This window comes from Microbispora sp. NBRC 16548 (assembly GCF_030268985.1).
Taxonomy (GTDB): Bacteria; Actinomycetota; Actinomycetes; order Streptosporangiales; family Streptosporangiaceae; genus Microbispora; species Microbispora catharanthi.
Genome location: NZ_BSSF01000006.1, coordinates 373,859 through 392,767, shown reverse-complemented (window position 1 = coordinate 392,767; position 18,909 = coordinate 373,859). Strand labels below are relative to the sequence as shown.

The 18,909-nt window shown below is 72.5% G+C and carries 12 protein-coding genes; 8 read left to right on the top strand and 4 right to left on the bottom strand.

Features of this window, described 5'->3' with window-relative positions; all coding sequences use genetic code 11:
• Positions 1-37 precede the first annotated feature (37 nt).
• The 3 genes from QSK36_RS19150 to QSK36_RS19140 all read left to right on the top strand — a co-directional run bounded on the left by QSK36_RS19150 (position 38) and on the right by QSK36_RS19140 (position 2,624).
• Complete coding sequence (locus QSK36_RS19150) at positions 38-394, top strand: arsenate reductase family protein (protein WP_285783365.1); 357 nt, start codon at positions 38-40, stop codon at positions 392-394.
• A 254-nt stretch (positions 395-648) separates the two neighbouring features.
• Positions 649-1,146 carry a Cys-tRNA(Pro) deacylase gene (gene ybaK, locus QSK36_RS19145; RefSeq protein ID WP_139574385.1) on the top strand — a complete coding sequence of 166 codons (498 nt, stop codon included), beginning with the start codon at positions 649-651 and terminating at the stop codon, positions 1,144-1,146.
• 77 nt (positions 1,147-1,223) lie between these two features.
• Positions 1,224-2,624, top strand: a complete 1,401-nt coding sequence (locus tag QSK36_RS19140) for an amidase (protein ID WP_285783364.1) — start codon at positions 1,224-1,226, stop codon at positions 2,622-2,624.
• A gap of 77 nt (positions 2,625-2,701) precedes the next feature.
• On the opposite strand, the gene QSK36_RS19135 is transcribed toward QSK36_RS19140, so the two are convergent.
• A complete protein-coding gene (locus QSK36_RS19135) occupies positions 2,702-3,187 on the bottom strand; it encodes a hypothetical protein (protein ID WP_285783363.1) in 486 nt (161 codons plus the stop codon).
• 101 nt (positions 3,188-3,288) lie between these two features.
• Here QSK36_RS19135 and murA point away from each other — a divergent pair, with 101 nt between their 5' ends.
• The 4 genes from murA to QSK36_RS19115 all read left to right on the top strand — a co-directional run bounded on the left by murA (position 3,289) and on the right by QSK36_RS19115 (position 10,581).
• On the top strand, positions 3,289-4,593 hold the full coding sequence (gene murA, locus QSK36_RS19130) for a UDP-N-acetylglucosamine 1-carboxyvinyltransferase (RefSeq protein ID WP_139574388.1): 1,305 nt from the start codon (positions 3,289-3,291) through the stop codon (positions 4,591-4,593).
• A 52-nt stretch (positions 4,594-4,645) separates the two neighbouring features.
• The gene (locus QSK36_RS19125; protein ID WP_285783362.1) at positions 4,646-7,489 is read left to right on the top strand and encodes a transglycosylase domain-containing protein; all 2,844 of its coding nucleotides are present in this window, start codon (positions 4,646-4,648) and stop codon (positions 7,487-7,489) included.
• Positions 7,490-7,553: 64 nt separating this feature from the next.
• Complete coding sequence (locus QSK36_RS19120) at positions 7,554-7,976, top strand: hypothetical protein (RefSeq protein ID WP_285783361.1); 423 nt, start codon at positions 7,554-7,556, stop codon at positions 7,974-7,976.
• Positions 7,977-7,980: 4 nt separating this feature from the next.
• Positions 7,981-10,581, top strand: coding sequence for an ATP-binding protein (locus QSK36_RS19115; RefSeq protein ID WP_285783360.1), 2,601 nt, complete (start codon positions 7,981-7,983; stop codon positions 10,579-10,581).
• Positions 10,582-10,728: 147 nt separating this feature from the next.
• On the opposite strand, the gene dnaE is transcribed toward QSK36_RS19115, so the two are convergent.
• Together dnaE and QSK36_RS43715 are read right to left on the bottom strand one after the other, a co-directional pair.
• Positions 10,729-14,250, bottom strand: a complete 3,522-nt coding sequence (gene dnaE / locus QSK36_RS19110) for a DNA polymerase III subunit alpha (RefSeq protein WP_285783359.1) — start codon at positions 14,248-14,250, stop codon at positions 10,729-10,731.
• A gap of 80 nt (positions 14,251-14,330) precedes the next feature.
• Positions 14,331-15,332 carry a chorismate mutase gene (locus tag QSK36_RS43715; RefSeq protein WP_183539706.1) on the bottom strand — a complete coding sequence of 334 codons (1,002 nt, stop codon included), beginning with the start codon at positions 15,330-15,332 and terminating at the stop codon, positions 14,331-14,333.
• 325 nt (positions 15,333-15,657) lie between these two features.
• Between QSK36_RS43715 and QSK36_RS19095 the strand changes: the two genes are divergently transcribed.
• Positions 15,658-18,222: a serine/threonine-protein kinase gene (locus QSK36_RS19095; protein WP_285783358.1), complete on the top strand. Its 2,565-nt coding sequence runs from the start codon at positions 15,658-15,660 to the stop codon at positions 18,220-18,222.
• Between the two features lie 84 nt (positions 18,223-18,306).
• Here QSK36_RS19095 and QSK36_RS19090 read toward each other — a convergent pair whose 3' ends face one another.
• Entirely contained in the window at positions 18,307-18,870 is a 564-nt protein-coding gene (locus QSK36_RS19090) for a hypothetical protein (RefSeq protein ID WP_285783357.1), read from the bottom strand.
• Between the last annotated feature and the right edge of the window lie 39 nt (positions 18,871-18,909).

The window sequence follows — 18,909 nt, the reverse complement described above, 5'->3', positions numbered from 1 at the left end:
GGCGCGCCGGCGGGCGGGACAGCGGGACAATGGCCGCATGGAGATCTGGATCAACCCGGCCTGCTCGAAGTGCCGGTCGGCCCTGTCGCTGCTCGACGCCGAGGGCGCCGGATACACGGTCCGGCACTACCTGGAGGACCCGCCGAGCGCGAAGGAGCTCGCCGAGGTGCTGCGCCGCCTCGGGCTGGAGCCCTGGGACGTCGCCCGCCTCGGCGAGCCCGTCGCGGCCGAGCTGGACATGGAGTCGTGGCCGCGCGACGGGGCGTCCCGGGCTCGGTGGATCGAGGCCATGGCCGCCCACCCGATCCTGATCCAGCGGCCGATCATCACCGCCGACGACGGCACGGCCGTGGTGGCCCGCTCCCCCGAGGCCGTGCGCTCCGTCCTGCCCTGACGGGTCGTCCACGGAACCAGCCGGGCACCGTGCCGCCGGGCCATTCGTTGGTCTCTCGTGACCAGCGCGTTGGTCCCAGGCGTCATCTGGGTCCCGGGTAGCTTCGGGCTTTGGGTGATGGCCCTTCACAAGCGCTACGGCTCCCCGTACGGCAGGCGGAGACCCGTGGGGTACGTGCGCCGTCTCCGTTCGAGATCGCGGACTTGTCCACAGGGGGCGAAGCGGGGAGGAGCGTCCGCACTAGGCTTGCGGTCGTGAGCAAGACCAAGAGCAAGGGCGGCCAGAGCACTCCGGCGACGGTCGCCCTCACGCAGGTGAAGGCGGAGTTCACCCTTCACCCCTACGACCACGACCCGAACGCCCAGGCGTACGGCGAGGAGGCGGCCGACGCGCTCGGGCTGCCGTACGAGCGGATCTTCAAGACGCTGGTGGCGGAGACCGAGGCGGGCCTGGCGGTCGCGGTCGTTCCGGTGGCGGGCAAGCTCGACCTCAAGGCGTTCGCGGCGGCGCTGAAGGGCAAGCGGGCGGCGATGGCCGACGCGGCCAAGGTGGAGCGGGTCACCGGCTACGTGGTCGGCGGCATCAGCCCGCTCGGGCAGCGCAAGCGGCTCCCGACCGTGGTGGACGAGTCCGCGCTCGGCTTCGAGACGATCTACTTCTCCGCCGGTCGGCGCGGCCTGCAGATCGAGACGGCGCCGGGCAACCTCATCCGGCTCGCCCAGGCCGTGACCGCCCCCATCGCGAAGCTCTGAGCCTGTCTACTGTTGCCATCGCCCGTACGGCTCACCGGCCATAAGACTGGCCGGGAACCGCACCGAACGGGGGAAACGTGAACGAGCTGGTCGACCTCACCGCGACGGAGATGGCCGCGCTGCTGCGGGCGCGCGAGGTGAGCGCGGTCGAACTGACCGAGGCGTGCCTGCGGCGCGTCGAGGAGGCGAACCCGCGGGTCAACGCCGTCGTGACGCTGACCCCTGAGCGGGCGCTCGACCAGGCCGCACGCGCCGACGAGGACCTGCGGCGCGGCCTGGTGCGCGGCCCGCTGCACGGCATCCCGGTCGCGCACAAGGACCTCGCCGACACCGCGGGCGTGCGGACCACGTACGGCTCGCGGGCGTTCGCCGACCACGTCCCCACCGAGGACGACCCGCTCGTGCGGCGCATCCGCGAGGCGGGCGGGATCGCGCTGGGCAAGACGAACACCCCGGAGTTCGGCACCGGCTCGCACACCGTCAACGAGGTGTTCGGGGCGACCCGCAACCCATACGACCTGGCGAAGAGCGCGGGCGGCAGCAGCGGCGGCGCGGCGGCGGCGCTGGCGTGCCGGATGGTGCCGCTCGCCGACGGTTCCGACATGGGCGGGTCGCTGCGCAACCCCGCGTCGTTCTGCAACGTGGCGGGCCTGCGGCCCACCCCGGGGCGGGTGCCGGCGAAGTCGGCGACGGCGGCCTGGTTCACGCTCAGCGTGCCGGGACCGATGGCCCGCACGGCCGGCGACCTGGCGCTGTTCATGTCGGCCATCGCCGGGTTCGACCCGGTCTCGCCCTTCTCGATCCGCGAGGACGGCTCGGCGTTCGCGGCGTCCCTCGACATGGACCTCGCCGGAGTCCGCGTCGCCTTCAGCCCCGACCTCGGCGGCCTTCCTGTCGACCCCCGCACGGCCGCGGCGACGGCGCGGGCGGCCGAGACGCTGGCCGCGCTGGGAGCCAAGGTCGAGCGGGTGGACCTGGACCTGTCCGGCGCCGAGGAGGCGTTCCGCATCTACCGGTCGTGGTACTACGCGCTCAACTTCGGCGACCTCCCCGAGGCGGGCCCCAACGTCGCCTGGAACGTGGAGCAGGGGCGGAAGGTCACCGGGGCCGACCTCGCCAGGGCCGAGCGGCTGCGCACCGGCCTGTTCCACCGCATGCGCGAGTTCTTCGGCCGCTACGACTTCCTGGTGGCGCCCGTCAGCCAGGTGCCGCCGTTCCCGGTCGAGCAGCCGTACGTCACGGAGGTGGCCGGGGTGGAGATGCCCGACTACCTGGCCTGGATGCGGTCGTGCTACTGGATCAGCGTGCTGCACGCGCCCGCGATGTCGGTGCCGTGCGGTTTCACGCCCGACGGCCTTCCGGTCGGCCTGCAGATCGTGGGCAGGCCGTGGGCCGACATGGACGTTTTGCGCCTCGGGCACGCCTTCGAGCGGGCGACCGGCTTCTGGCGGACCGGGCCGGCCCTCGGCAGGGCTTAGGCGGCAGCGCTCAGAGCGACAGGGCTCAGGCGACAGGGTCAGCGGCAGGGCTCAGCAGCAGGGCTCAGCGGCAGGGCTCAGCGGCTTCTCTCGTTGTAGGTCACGGCGAACTCGATGACCCAGAAGACCGCGGTGGCCACGAGCGGCCAGGCGAACAGCACACCGTGCGCGGTCAGGTCCAGCGAGGTCGTGGTGGTGTAGCCGCCCGGTCCCGCCGCCTGGACCCCGCCCTTGGCCGTGCCGCCGATCAGCATCGCGACGTATCCGGCGAGCAGCCCGCCGGCGGCGAGTCCCAGGAGGACCTCGACCGGCCTGCCTCGCGACAGCACGTACCCCGCGATCCCGCAGACCAGGCCGAACGCGCCGGTGACCACGGCGAACCAGCCGTCGGCCTCGATGAGCGACTGCGTCTCGGGATCGGCCAGATGCGGCGTCCCGTCGATCAGCACGTACTGCGCGGCGGGGGCGAGCGCCGACCACACGTATCCGGCGACCACCCCGAGGAGGGCGAGCACGAGGACGGTAAGGCCGATCGTCGCCAGATTGCCCCTCAGATGCCGCACCGTCCCGATAGTACCCACGTGGTGATCGGGGCCGGTCCCGTTACTCTTGCTGAAGCCGGGTGCAGGGGACACACGGCATCGGTGTGGGCCAAGGAGGCCGAGTGAGCGAAGAGGTATGGCAGATCGACCCGTCCGGCCCCTTGAGGGGGGACGTGGAGGTCCGGGGATCGAAGAACGCGGTCTCGAAACACATGGTGGCGGCGATGCTCGGCACGGGTCCGAGCACGCTGCACAACGCCCCCGAGGTCGGCGAGGTGGGACTCACCGCCGCCATGCTCGAAGCCCTCGGCATCCACGTGGAGATCACGCCGGGTGAGATCACCATCGAGCGGGGCAGCGAGATCCGGCCGCGGGTGCCGGAGGAGTACACCGGGCTCAACCGCATCCCGATCCTGATGCTCGGCCCGCTGCTGCACCTGGCGGGCGAGGCGTTCGTCCCCCTCGTCGGCGGCGACCCGATCGGCAGGCGGCCGGTCAACTTCCACGTCGAGGCGCTGCGGTCGATGGGCGCGGAGATCGAGGTCGGCGACAACGGCATCACCGCCAAGGCGGCCCGGCTGCGCGGCAGCCGCATCACGCTCCCCTACCCCAGCGTGGGCGCCACCGAGACGATCCTCATGACGGCGGTGCTGGCGGAGGGCAAGACCGTCATCAAGGGCGCGGCGATGGAGCCCGAGGTGGTGGAGCTGGCGCTGTTCCTCCAGCGCATGGGCGCGATGATCGAGCTGAGCCCCGACCGCCGCATCGTCATCGAGGGCGTCGAGCGGCTGCACGGCGCCTCCACCTGGCTGGCCGGCGACCGCATCGAGGCGTTCTCCTACCTCGTGGCGGGCCTGGTGACGGGCGGCGAGGTGCGCGTGCACGGCTGCCACCAGGACCGGCTCGTCACCGCCATCACCACGCTGGCGAGGATGGGCGCGCGGTTCGAGATAACCGACGAGTGGCTGTGCGCCTCCGCCCCGGACGGCCTGCGCGCCGCGGCGGTGCAGACCGACACCCACCCCGGCTTCATGACCGACTGGCAGACGCCGCTGATGGTGCTGTTCACCCGCGCCGAGGGCATGTCGGTGCTGCACGAGACGGTGTTCGAGAACCGGCTCGTGTACGTGCCCGCGCTGCAGAAGATGGGATGCGAGATCGAGGTGTTCGCCCAGTGCCTGGGCGGACCGGCGTGCCGCTACCACGACACCAACGCCAAGCACTCGGCGGTCGTGCGCGGAATCTCCAACCTGCGCGGGGCCGACGTCACGCTCCCCGACATCCGCGCCGGGTTCTCCGCGGTGCTGGCCGCCGCCGTGGCCGAGGGCACCTCGACCCTGCGGGGCGTCAACCACATCGAACGCGGTTACCACAGACCGTTCGAACAGTTCACCTCCCTCGGGTTGAAGATCAACAGGCTCACGTAAAGCTTTGCGGCCCCCGGGTTTGGAGAAACGCCAGAGGTCGCACTGATATCCCGTGACCTCTCGTCTTGTCGGCCACGTCAACCTCGGGCGCGCCGTCCTCGCCCTGAGCCTGTGCGGCGCGGCCGGGGGCACCCTGGTCGCCGGGCTGGTGATGCCCTTCGCGGGCGGGGCCGGCCTGGCGGCCAGGAGCGCCGCGTCCACCCTCACCGACCTGCCCGCGCCCCTGCGCGAGGAGCCGCTGCCCGAGGTGACACGGCTGCTCGACCGCAACGGGCACCAGATCGCCCAGTTCTACTACCAGAACCGGCAGTCGGTGCCGCTGAGCGCGGTCGCCCCGGTCATGCGCCAGGCCATCGTGGCCATCGAGGACGCCCGCTTCTACGAGCACGGCGGCCTGGACCTCAAGGGCACGCTGCGTGCCTTCGTCACCAACACCCGGGCCGGCGGGATCCGGCAGGGCGGCTCGTCCATCAGCCAGCAGCTCGTCAAGAACATCATGCTGACCCAGGCCGAGTCGGAGCAGGAGCGCGCGCAGGCCCTCGTCCGCTCGTTCCGCCGCAAACTGGACGAGCTGCGGTACGCGCTGGCGCTGGAGCGCAAATACACCAAGGACCAGATCCTCGAGCGCTACCTCAACATCGCCTACTTCGGCGCGGGGGCGTTCGGAGTCCAGGCGGCGGCCAAGCGGTTCTTCGGCGTCGACGCCGCCGACCTCTCGCTCACGCAGGCCGCGACGCTCGCCGGCGCCGTGCGCACGCCGTACGACACCGATCCCTCCCTGGGCGACGAGCGCCGTGACCGGCTGCGCGCGCGGCGCGACCTGGTCCTGGGCCGGATGGCCGAGCTCGGGGTGATCGGCAAGGACGCGGCGCGCACCGCCGCGGCCGAGCCGCTGGCGCTGCACCTGCGCCCCGAGCCCGGCGGCTGCGCCGGCAGCGCCCATCCCTTCTTCTGCGTGTACGTGGAGCGCGAGGTGCTCACCAACCCCGCATTCGGATACACCAGGGCCGACCGGGAGCGGCGCCTCCAGCGGGGCGGGCTGACCATCTGGACGACCATCGACCCGGTCGCGCAGCGGGCCGCGGAGCGTGCCATCGCCGCCCGGGTCAGGCCCCGCGACAACCAGGTGGCGTCGGAGACGATGATCGAGCCGGGCACCGGGCGCATCCGCGCGATGGCCGTGAGCAAGCGCTATGGGCGCAACCCGCACGACCGCGACCTCGGGCCCAGCACGACCTACAACCTGGCGGCCGACACCGCGCACGGCGGCGGGCTGGGCCTGCAGGCGGGGTCCACGTTCAAGGTGTTCACGCTGGCCACCGCGCTCAAGCAGGGAATGCGGTTCGGCGACGGCTTCACGATCCCCGGCGCGTACGTCCCGTCGTACGGCTACCGCGACTGCTCGGGCAGGGCCGTCAACGACCCGAACACGGTCATCCACAACGCGGGCGGGGAGGGCGGCGGCGGGCCGTACAGCCTGGAGATGGGCACCTGGCAGTCGGTGAACATCTTCTACATGCGGCTGGAGCGCGAGGTCGGCCTGTGCGACGTCGTGCAGACGGCCAAGTCGCTCGGCATCAGGCGGGCGGACGGCGCGCCGCTCCACGAGGTGCCGACGTTCACGCTGGGCGCCAACGAGATGGACCCGACGACCGTGGCGGCGGCGTACGCGGCGTTCGCCGCCCGCGGCCGCTACTGCCGGCCGATGGCCGTCACCGCCGTCGTGGAGCGCGACGGCACCCGCACCGAGATACCGCCCGCCTGCGTGACCGCGCTCGAACCCGCGGTCGCCGACGCGGTGAGCCATGTGCTCACGGGAGTCTTCACCAAGGGCACGATGCGCGGCCAGTCCATCGGCCGGCCCGCAGCGGGCAAGACGGGCACGAACAACGGCTACACCTCGGCCTGGTTCGCCGGGTACACGCCCGGCCTCGCCGCCGCCGTCAGCGTGGGCGACATCCGCGGCTCCTACCGCTATCCGCTCACCGGCGTCACCATCGGCGGCCGCTACTACGGGGCGGTGCAGGGCGCCTCGCTGCCCGGCCCGATCTGGGTGGACTCGATGCACGCGGCCCTGCGGGACACCCCGGCGTACGGCTTCGTCCCGCCGGACATGGCCCGGTTCGGCGGCGGCTTCACGCCCGGCCTGAAGGAGGCGCTGGAGAAGCAGCGCGAGAAGGAGAAGAAGAAGCGGGAGGCCGAGCGCGGGAAGCACGACGACGGCGACAGCGCCTCGGCCTCCGAGAAGGACGAGGACGGCGCGGCGAGCGGCGGCGAGCAGGCGTCCGGCAGCGCCAGGACCACCCCCCTGGCCGGAGGCAGGACCACCCCCACCGCCGTCCGGGCCGCCCCCGCCGCCCCCGCTGCTCCCGCTGCCCCTCCGCGTCGCTCCACCGCGGTCCACCCCACCCGCAACTCGCCGGTCGCCACCGGAGCCCGTTCGGTGGCCCGTGGCACCTCGCCCCGTGCGCCACTTCGCCGAGGGCCCAGCGGCGTGCCGGCGACGACCGGCAGGACGGGCTGGGCGAGTCTCGCCCGCCCCCGCGCCGCTCCCCCAGCGGCGCCGCCCGCCGTCCGGCGCGCCAAAGCCCGACGTGACGCGGCACGACACGGCGCGGCGGAGCGCGGGACGCCGAAACACGGGACGGCCGACCACGGGACGACAGAACGCAGCGCTGCGGGCCCGCCCCGCACGCCCCGGGGCCGGCACAGCGCGGTGAGCCGCGAGAGCACGCACCCGCGAACGACCCACGGCGCTGCGCACGGCGCGACCCACGGCGCGACCCACGGCGCGGCGCACGCGGCGAAGCATCCGGCGCGAGGCCGGGGAACCCGTCGAGCCGAATCACCGGCTCGACGCCACCCCCCTGCCCACCGCGTACGGCGCCACGACTGAGCGGATGATGCCGCGCCCGCCATTGCGCCTGCCGCGCAGGGAGGCGGGGAGCGATGATGGGGGAATGCGCGGACGTGTTCTCACACGTGTTCTCACATGGGCCGGCGGGATCGCCGCGCTCGGCGCCGGCTCGGCGCTCGCCGTGTACCTCTCCATGGTGGGGCTCGACAAGGCCGACAAACTCGCGAGCGTCGTCGGGCTCTTCGTGGGCATGGCGGGCCTGGTCGTCGGGGTGTGGGGGCTGCTGCTGACCCGGCAGGAGCCACCCGCACCGGCGAGCGGCGCGGGCACGGTGGACAACGCCGTGGACAACGCCGTGGACAACGCCGTGGACAACGCCGTGGACCGCGACGTGCGGGCCGCGGTGCACAACGAGATCAGCGGCGGCACGATCCACGGCCCGGTCATTCAGGGGCACACGATCAGCGGTCCGGTCGTCTCCGGTCCCCGCCCGGCCGTGCCGGACGAGCGCGCGGGGAAGGACTGAACGGGTGGCCGCGACCCGCAACACGATCAGCGGCGGGCTCTTCCTCAACGCGGTGATCCAGGGCCACACCGTCACCGTGCGGCTTCCCCCGCAGGTGACCCCGGCGCTTTCCGGGGCGCCCCCGCGGACGGAGGCGTTCACCGGCAGGGACGACGAGCTGTCCATGCTGCTCGGCCTGCTCGACCCCGCTCGGGACAACGGTGCCAGTACGCGCACCGAGCCGGACCGCCCGCGCGCCGCCCTTGTCACGGGTCTCGGCGGAGCCGGCAAGACGGAGCTCGCCCTGCAGGCCGCGCACCTCGCCCGGGAGCGCGGCTGGTTTCCCGGCGGAGTGCTGTTCACCGACCTGCGGGGCTACGCCGGCCTCCCGTGCCACTGCGACGTCCCCAGCCACGCGGAACAGCACGGCCGGGACGAGGGTCCCAACCACGATCGGGCCACACAAGGGCGGCAACGCGGTGCGCGGCCGGGCGAGGTGCTCGGCGAGCTGCTGCGGGCGCTGGGGCTGGCCCCCGAACGCGTCCCTTCCGGCACCCAGGACAGGTCCCGGCTGTTCGCGACGGTGCTGGACGCGTACGCCGAGCAGGGCCGGCCGATCCTGCTGGTCCTCGACAACGCTTCCTCGGCCGAGCAGGTCAGGCCGCTGCTGCCCGGCACGGGAAAGGCGCTGATCACCTCCCGGCACACGCTGGACGTGGGGGCGCGCCTCCTCGATCTCGGCATGCTCGCGCCCGGCGCGGCCGTCGAACTCCTGGCCCGCGCGCTTGTCCTGGCCCTGGGCGACGCCGACACCCGGGTCGCCCGGGAGCCCGCCGCGGCGGCGGACATCGCCGGTCTGTGCGGAGGGCTGCCACTGGCCGTGCGGATCGTGGCCGCGCTCCTTGCCGCCGATCCCGCCCGTCCCCTGCGGGCGATGGCCGAGGACCTGGAGGAGGCCGCGACCCGGCTCGACGAGCTGTCGTACGAGGATCGTGGGGTGCGCGCGGCCTTCGAGCTGTCCTACCGCCACCTGGAGGCGGAGGAGGCCCGGATGTTCCGGCTGATGACCGCCGTCCCCGGCCCCGACCTGTCCGTCGAGACCGCAGCCGTCGTCGCGGACCGCGAGCCGCGCGGTGCCCGCCGCCTGCTGGAGGCCCTGCACCGCGCGCATCTCGTGGAGCGCGGCGGCGCGTACGGCCGGTGGCGCATGCACGACCTCGTCCGCCTGTACGCCGAGGAGCGGGCCCGCGACCAGGCGAGGCCCGACCGGCACGAGGAGGCGGGCGACCGGCTGCTCGACCACTTCTGCGCCCGGGCCCGTGCGGCCGGAGCGTGGCTGTCCCTGCCGGAGGCACAGGCCCGGAGGGAGGCACAGGCCCGGCGGGAGGCACAGGCCCGGCGGGAGGCACAGCTCCAGCGAGAGGCACAGCTCCAGCGAGAGGCACAGTTCCAGCGGGAGGCACAGCTCCAGCGAGAGTCGCAGGCCCGGCGGGAGGAGTTCGCCTCCCGGGAGGAGGCCGTGACGTGGCTGGACGCCGAGGAACGCACGCTCGTGGCGGCCGTCACCGCCGCCGCCGGACGCGGCGACCGGGCGCGATCGCACGCGCTCGCGGTGGACCTCGCTCCCTACTTCGAGTTCCGGCAGCGCACCGGTGAGTGGATCACCACGGCGCTGGCCGCCGTGGACGCGGCCGGACGGCTTGGACGTCACGCCGAGCTCGCCGCCGCAATGACCCTGGGCAACGCCTACCGCCTCGCCCGCCGCTACGACGAGTCCGCCGCCCAGCTGCGCAGGGCCCTCGGCCTGGCGCGCGACGACCGCGCCCGCAGCCCGGTGCTGCACAACCTCGGGCTCACGTACCTGCGGATGGGGGCCCTGGCCAAGGCGGAGGCGTGCCACCGCCGCGACCGCCGCATCTGCGCTCTCGCGGGCGACCTTCGCGGCAGGGCGCAGGCCGCCGTCGCGCTGGGGGATGCCCTGCGCGCGAGGCGGCGCCACCCGGAGGCGGCAAAGGTGCTGACCGAGGCCGTCACGCTGCTCCAGCGTCTCGACGGCCTCGGGCTGGGCAACCGCACCGCTCTCATGCACGCGCGGGTCAATCTCGCGCTCACCTACCTGGCCGGCCGCCCGGACCGCACGCCCACGTACATCCTCTGGCAGCTGTGCGCCGCCCTCGCCGCGGCGCGGGACCTCGACGACCTCCACGCGCAGGCGCTGATCTTCATGAACCTGTCCACGGCCTACCGGAACAGGTGCGCGGCCTGCCACGGACCGTCCGCTCTGGCGTGGGGCCGGCGCGCGGTCACGCTGTTCGAAGAGCTGGGCGACTCCTACCACCGGGCCCGGGCGCTGACGGCGCTCGGCCTCGCGGCCGGGCCGGAGGAGGCCCGCCGCAGCCTGGCCGAGGCGCTGTCGATCTTCGAGGATCTGGGCGCCGGGCGAGAGTGCCGGGAGGTGCGTGCCCTGTCGCGGGCCGACCGTACGGAGCCGCCCGGCCGGGAGGCGTGTACGGCCGACGAGTCCGAGCAGGTCCGCGACTGGGTGGACGACCTCCCGCACGCCGTGCTGCGCGGCGACGACGGACGCCTCGGCGACGTGCTCATCCCCGGCTGCAACATCGGCTGAGCCGCCAAACGGCGGGGATCAGCCTCCGGGGTCCTCGTCGAGGCCGGAGCGGTCGCCGTTCCATCTCCTCCGCACGGCGCCGCAAGAGGATCGACGAGGCGGGCCGCAGGACGGCCCGCCTCGTCACGTCGTCGTCCGGGCGGCCGGTCAACCGGCCAGGCAGGCCGGGCCGAGCAGTTGCTTGAGGTCGCCCATCAGGGCGGGAGACGGGCTCACGCGGAGCCGGTCGTCCAGCCGCATGACCGTCGTACGCGGCCCGTTGTGCACCTGGAGGTGGACCTCCGTGGTCCCGGGGTGGGTGGTGAGCACCTCCTTGAGCCGGCCGACGACGGGCGGCGTGCAGCGGTTGATCGGCATGCTCACCACCAGCGGCCCGCCCGACTCGGCTGTGAGGTCCGGCGCGGTCACCTCCATCGCGATGATCTTCGCGACGTCCTCCCGCTTGTCGATCCTGCCCTTGACGAAGACGATCGCGTCCTCGGCGAGCACGGTCGCGCAGAGCTGGTAGGCCGACGGGAAGATCATGACCTCGATCGAGCCCTCCAGGTCCTCCAGCATGGTGAGGACCCAGGTGTCGCCCTTCTTGGTGACCTTCCGCTGCAGGCCCGACAGGATGCCGCCGACCGTGACGACCTGCCCGTCGGGGCGGCTGTCGTCCTGCAGCGCGGCGATCGAGCAGTCGGCGCCGGCCGACAGGATGTGCTCGACGCCGAACAGCGGATGGTCGGAGACGTACAGGCCGAGCATCTCCCGCTCGAACTGCAGCAGCGTGGTCTTGTCCCACTCCCCCGGCGGGATCTGCACGTCGAAGGTCTGGTCCTCGCCGCCGTCGATCGCGCCGAACAGCGAGTCCTGGCCGATCGCCTCGTTCTTCTTGATGTCGATGATCGCGTCGACGGCCTGCTCGTGCACCATCAGCAGGCCCTTGCGCACGTGCCCGTACGAGTCGAACGCGCCCGACTTGATCAGCGACTCGATGACGCGCTTGTTGCAGACGACCGCCGGGACCTTGCGCAGGAAGTCCTTGAAGTCGGTGAACCTGCCCTTCTCCTTGCGCGCCGCGATGATCCCGTCCACGACGTTCGCACCGACGTTGCGGATGGCCGACAGGCCGAACCGGATGTCGGTGCCGCGCGGGGTGAAGTCGAAGTCGGAGTCGTTGACGTCCGGCGGGAGCACCTTGATGCCCATGCGGCGGCACTCGTTGAGGTAGAGCGCCGACTTGTCCTTGTCGTCCTTGACGCTGGTCAGCAGCGCCGCCATGTACTCGGCCGGGTAGTTGGCCTTGAGATAGGCGGTCCAGTAGGACACCAGGCCGTAGCCGGCGGTGTGGGCCTTGTTGAAGGCGTAGTCGGAGAACGGGAGAAGGATGTCCCACAGGGCCTTGATGGCCGCGGCGGAGAACCCGTTCTCCTTCATGCCCTTCTCGAAGAACTCGAACTGCTTGTCCAGCTCGGACTTCTTCTTCTTGCCCATCGCGCGGCGGAGCAGGTCGGCGCCGCCGAGCGTGTAGTTGGCCACCTTCTGCGCGATGGCCATGACCTGCTCCTGATAGACGATCAGGCCGTAGGTCGTGTTGAGGATGTCCTTGAGCGGCTCCTCCAGCTCGGGATGGATCGGGATGATCTCCTGCTGGCCGTTCTTGCGCAGGGCGTAGTTGGTGTGCGAGTTGGCGCCCATCGGGCCGGGCCGGTAAAGCGCGAGGGCCGCGGAGATGTCCTCGAAGTTGTCGGGCTTCATCAGCCGCAGCAGCGTGCGCATGCCGCCGCCGTCCAGCTGGAAGATGCCGAGCGTGTCGCCCTTGGCCAGCAGCTCGTACGTCCTGGTGTCGTCGAGCGGGAGCTCCAGCAGCTCGATCTTGTTCCCGGTGTTGCCCTCGATCATCTTCAGGCAGTCGTCGATGATCGTGAGGTTGCGCAGGCCCAGGAAGTCCATCTTCAGCAGGCCGAGCGTCTCGCAGGTCGGGTAGTCGAACTGCGTGATGATCGCGCCGTCCGAGTCGCGGCGCATGATCGGGATGTGGTCGGTCAGCGGCTCGGCCGACATGATGACGCCCGCGGCGTGCACGCCGGTCTGCCGGATCAGGCCCTCCAGGCCGCGCCCGAGGTCGATCGTCGCCTTGACGTCGACGTCCTCGTCGTACAGCTTGCGCAGCTCGCCCGCCTCGTTGTAGCGCGGGTGGTCGGAGTCGAAGATGCCCGACAGCGGGATGTCCTTGCCCATCACCGCCGGGGGGAACGCCTTGGAGATGCGGTCGCCCAGCGCGTACGGGTAGCCGAGGACGCGGCCGGCGTCCTTCACGGCCGCCTTCGCCTTGATGGTGCCGAACGTGGCGATCATGGCGACCTTGTCGGCGCCCCACTTCTCGGTCACGTAGCGGATCACGTCGGCGCGCCGGCGCTCGTCGAAGTCGATGTCGATGTCGGGCATCGAGACGCGCTCGGGGTTGAGGAACCGCTCGAAGATCAGGCCGTGCGGGATCGGGTCGAGGTCGGTGATGCCCAGCGAGTACGCGACCAGCGAGCCGGCGGCCGAACCACGGCCAGGACCGACCCGGATGCCGTTGTTCTTCGCCCACATGATGAAGTCGGCGACCACGAGGAAGTAGCTCGGGAAGCCCATCTGGAGGATGACGCCGATCTCGTTCTCGACCCAGACGCGGTGCTCCTCGTCCACCCCGCCGGGGAAACGGCGCTTCATGCCCTCCCAGACCTGCTGCCGGAAGTACTCCTCCTCCGTCAGCCCCTCGGGGATCGGGTAGGTCGGCATCAGGTTGTGGTAGGGGAAGAAGCCCTCGGGCTCGACCTTCTCGGCCACCAGCAGGGTGTTGCGGCACCCCTCCTGCCAAATGTCGGAGGAGTCGACCGCCCGCATCTCGTCGGCGCTCTTGACGTAGTAGCCGCTGCCGTCGAACCGGAACCGGTCGGGGTCGCTCAGCTGCTTGCCGGTCTGGATGCACAGGAGCGCGTCGTGGCCGGCCGCGTCCGACTCGTACGTGTAGTGGGAGTCGTTGGTGACCACCGGCGGGATGTCCAGTTCGCGGCTGATCCGGATCAGGCCGTCGCGGACCCGGCGCTCGATGTCGAGACCGTGGTCCATGATCTCCAGGAAGTAGTTGTCCTTCCCGAAGATCTCCTGGTATCTCGCGGCCGCCTTGAGCGCCCCGTCGTACTGGCCGAGCCGCAGCCGGGTCTGCACCTCTCCGGACGGGCAGCCGGTCGTGGCCATCAGGCCCTCGGCGTGCTCGGCGAGGATCTCGGCGTCCATCCGGGCCCACTTGCGGACGAAGCCCTCGGTGTAGGCGCGCGAGCTGAGCTTCATCAGGTTCTGCAGCCCGGCCTTGTTCCGCGCCCAAATGGTCATGTGGGTGTAGTAGCCACCCGCCGAGACGTCGTCGCTCTTCTGGTGCGGCTCGCCCCACAGCACCGGCTTCTTGTGCATGCGCGACTCGGGCGCGACATAGGCCTCGATGCCCAGGATGGGCTTCACCCCGGCGGCGGTCGCCTGCTTGTAGAAGTCGTAGGCGCCGTGCATGTTGCCGTGGTCGGTGATCGCGATCGCGGGCATCTCCAGCTCGCCCACGAGTTTGAACATCTGCTTCAGCCGCGCCGCTCCGTCGAGCATCGAATACTCGGTGTGGACGTGCAGATGAACAAACGAATCACCCATGAGACCCCCATCGTCACCGGACCGCGGTCCAGAGCCTACGCCGTGATCGCGAACCAGTGGGACTCAGGTGAAACAGAATCCTATCTCCGTTCCTCGCCGTCCCGCCTCTCCTCGGACAGGCGCAACCCGGCCTCGATCACGGCGTTCATGATGGGGGCGAGCAGCCCCGCGCCGAGGCTGGGGGCACGGCGGGCCATGGCCGCGACGAGCCGCCGCTCGCGCTCCATGTCCCGCCCGCGGAACCCGCCGACGGGCTTGAGCCGCTGGATCCGCCCGGCCAGCGCGGCCCGGCGTTCGAGGAGCGTGGCGAGGGCCGCGTCCACCCGGTCGATCGCGGCCCGGGCCGCGCCGAGGGTCTCGGGATCGTCAGGCCGTACGAGCGCCGCCATGACGGTGGCCGCCTCGTGCGCCGCCGCGAGGGCCCGCTCGGGCGCGCCCGGGCCGACCAGCAGGCCGTCCGCCCCCGCCGCCACCGCCGCGTCCGCCAGCCCGCCGTCGCCGCCCAGCCCGGCGAGCACGGGGCGGCCGGTGCGCTCCCGGGCGGCGCGCATGAGCCCGAGGTCGGGCGCGGCGTCCTCCGGTTCGCCGCGGCCCCCGCTCTCGCAGAGCACGACCGCCTCGTTGCCCTCGGCCGCGCAGTCGTCCACCGCGGCCAGCCACTCCTCCAGCGTCGCCGCGCGCCCATGCCGGACACTTCCCCGCTGGAGGACGACGGGAAGCCCGAGCCGGGCCGCGGCGCGGACGAGATCGGGGTCGGCCGCCCAGGCCGCCCCGACCACCACTCCGTCTGCGTGCCGGGCCACGGCGGGCAGGTCGGCGATCGTGGCGGGTTCCACCAGCAGCGGGCCCGCCCAGCGCGCCCTGGCCTCGGCGACCGCCCCGTCCCCTGAAGACCCGTCCCTCGAAGGGTCCCCCGGCAGGTCCTGCACGGTCTCCGCTCCGTTGACGGGAGGGCCGCCGTCGCCGCGCAGGCGCAGCCAGCGGGCGTCCTGGCCCCCGATGACCACAACGGGGCGCCCGTCGCCGATCACGAGGTCGCCGATCCGTACGGCGTCGCGGTCGAGTTGGGCTGCCTTCGACATGTGGGCTCCTCCGTGGGCCGGCCCCGCGGAACCGGCCGTATGCCATGGGGATTCGCTGAGATCGGACTTCCGAGAGAACGAAAAAGGCAGAGACGCTGGCGTCCCTGCCTCAAGCCGGCTCCGGATGGTCGCTAGCTCACGTCACGCGACCGGCCCTCCCGGAGCCGGCCTTGTAAACGAGCTGTACCTACCCATAACAAGGACCTTAGCAGCGACGGGCCACGACTCGAACCGATCTGTCTCGGATTTCGGGATCGCCAGTCATGGACGCGGTTGATCCCTTTGCCATCCGTGGGACGATTCATGGGTCCAGGAAGGGGTTCGAGTGTCGCGTGCGGAAGGCCGGCTCGTCGGAGGCCGGTACCAGTTGATGGAGCCGATCGGCCGGGGTGGCATGGGCGTCGTCTGGCGCGCCCACGACCAGTTGCTGGACCGCGCGGTCGCGGTCAAGGAGGTCCGCTACGACAGCGCCATGGGCGACGAGCTCAGCGACCTCAATCGCCGGACCATGCGCGAGGCCCGGGCCGCGGGCCGCCTCACCCACCCGAACGTGGTGGTCGTCCACGACGTGATCGAAGAGGACGACCGCCCCTGGATCATCATGCAGCTGGTGGCGTCCCGCTCGCTCGGGCAGGTGATCAGGGAGGACGGCCCGCTGTCCCCCGAGCGCACCGTCGAGATCGGCCTGCAGATCCTGGACGCGCTGCGCGCCGCCCACCGCCAGGGCGTGCTGCACCGCGACGTCAAGCCCGAGAACGTGCTGCTCACCGATGACGCCCGCGTGGTCCTGACCGACTTCGGCATCGCCAGGCTCGAAGCCGACTCCACCATGACCCGCACCGGCCTCGTCGGCACCCCCGCCTTCATCGCCCCCGAACGGCTCCGCGGCGAGGCCGCGCAGCGCGAATCGGACCTGTGGTCGCTCGGCGCCACGCTCTACACCGCCGTGGAGGGCAAGCCCCCGCACGACCGGGGCATGGCGATGGCCACCATGCACGCCGTGCTGAACGACGACCCTGCCCCGCCGCGGCGCGCGGGCGCGCTGGGTCCCGTGCTCCTGCGGATGCTCGCCAAGGAGCCCGCCGACCGGCCCGGCTACGACGAGCTGACCCGGCTGCTCAAGCGCGCGTCGCGGGAGCTGTCCCCGCCGCCGTCGCGGCCCGCCGCCGAGCCTGCTTCGCCACGGCCCGCGACGCCGGAGGCCGCGAAGCCCGAGACGCCCGCCTCGCGGCAGGGCAAGGCGTCCCGGGGCGCGGCGCCGTACCCGCCCGTGTCTCCCCCGCCCGCGTCCTCCGCCCGGCGGGACGAGCGTCCCGCGGAGGGCGGCGAGGCGGCGGGGGCGGGCCATGCGCCCGCCCCAGGCAAGGGAGCGGCGGCCGGGCGCGGTGGGGCCGGGTCCGCAAGCGAGGCCGCGGGCCCCGGCGAGATCACCTCGCCCCTCCCGGTGATACGCGACGAAGGGGCGCCGGAGCAGGGGGACGGCCCGGCTCAGGAGAAGGCCGGGAAGGCGCCGGCGACCATGCCGGAGACGGGAGCGCAGGCCGCCCCGCCCGCCCGTACGAAGCCCTCGGGCGGCGCTCCCGCGAAGGAGAAGCCCGGCAGGCAAGCCGGTCCGGCGGCGGAAGCGAGCGCCGACGACGGCACCGTCAAGGTCGCCCCCGCCGTCAACTCGGGCGCGGCCTCCGGCACGGAGGACCGCGAGGCGCCGGAGGGCTCGGCCGCCTCAGGGAAGACGACGGGTTCCGGCGCCTCCTCCGGCGAGCGCCCGCCCACGACGCCACAGTCCTCGGCGTCCCAGTCCTCGGCGTCCCAGTCCTCGGCGTCACGGCCCTCGGCGTCCCAGTCCTCGGCGGCCTCCGGCGCGAGTGCGACGCCGAAGGGCACCGCGGGAGGGACCACCGGATCGAAGGGCGCGGCGGGTTCGGCGTCGTCCGCCTCCTCCGGCGCCACCGGCACCGGCGCTGCGGGCGGGAGCGACAGCCGTACGGACCGGGCGGGCGACCGCGCCGGAGCGGCCCGCGCCACGGCGGACCGGACGCAGGACGGCTCGGGCGCGGCCGGGATCGCCGGCGCCGGGAGCCCGATCGCCGGGCTGAGGCAGGCGCCTGCGACGGTGCCCCCGCAGGGCGGGGCGGCGTGGCACGAAGTGTCCACCGGCGCGGTTTCGCCGCGGTCGTCGAACGGCATGCTGAAGGTCGCGCTGATCCTCATCCCCGCGCTGCTGGTCATCGCGGGTGTGGCGGGCTACCTCGGCCTGATGGCCGGCGAGGGCGACTCGGCAGGCGACCCCGCCGGCGGGTCGGACGCGGCCCCGGCCGCGACGGGGAAGACCACCGAGAAGCCCTCCTCCGCCGCGCCGACCTCCGCCGAGCCGTCCGCGTCCGCCTCGGACGAGGCGACGTCCCCGTCCCCCGAGCCCTCTCCGAGCCCCAAGACCTCCGAGCCCGCCGGCGTCCCCAAGGGCTGGCACAAGTACAAGCACTCGAGCGGGTTCTCGCTCGCGCTGCCGAAGGGGTGGCACGTCGACGGCAGGGGCAACGGCGAGGTCCGCTTCCGCGGGGACTCGCACACGTATCTCGAGGTCCACCACACCACGAGCCCCGAGTCGGACGCTCTGAAGGTCTGGCGGCGCGATGTGCCCGGGATGAGCCAGAACTTCCCCGGCTACAAGCTCATCGAGATCAGAGAGGTCAAGGGGTACTGGAAGACCGCGGCCGACTGGGAGTTCACCTTCGGCGACAGCCGCTACCGGTCACGTGTGATCGACCGTGGTTTCGTCACCGACAAGCACAACGGCTACGCGCTGCTCTACAAGACCCAGGACAAGGACTGGAAGAAGAAGAAGGATCTCTTCGAGACCATCGCCTCCACCTTCAAGCCGGCGAAGTAGGACGGGCGGGCGTGTCACGCCGGTGACTCCGGGCACCCGTACTCGGGTGCCCGGAGTCACGGCACGGCGGCGACGCGATGCGGGTCAGGGCTGGCCGACGTAGTCGACCAGGACGGTCGCCTCACGGGCGGTCCAACTGGTGGGCACGGCCGTGAACGTCACCTTCCCGGAGCCGTAGCACGGCAGCGTCGCGGTGACCGGGATCTCGGCCTTGACCCCGTAGTAGCGCAGCGCGAGCGCCCTCGCGACGGTCGACGGGTCGCCCAGGTCCACCGCGATCGTGGTGCCGCCGCTGCCGGTGTAGCCGGCGTTCGCCGCCGACGACGAGATCGCGAGCGGCCGCACCTCCACGCTCTGCCCGGCGAGCGGATGACCGGTCTGTCCTGGGAATACCGGCCCGAAGCACGCCATCTTGATGGTCGCGTGACCGGTCTGGCCATTGACGAAACCGTAGAAGTACTGGTGAGGGCCGATGGGAGCGGGGTCGATGACCTCGGCCGAGGCGGGGAGCGCGGTGGCCGCCACGAGGGCGGCGGCGGCCAGGGGGACGAGGCGCGCTGCGGCGGTGCGGAACACGGGACCTCCGGCGGACGACAGGGACGGGGGCGTGCGACCCGCACGGTAGGCGCGCTCCTTCCGGCCGGTCAACGCTCCCCCTCCCCGCCGGATCCGGTGCTCGGGAGACGC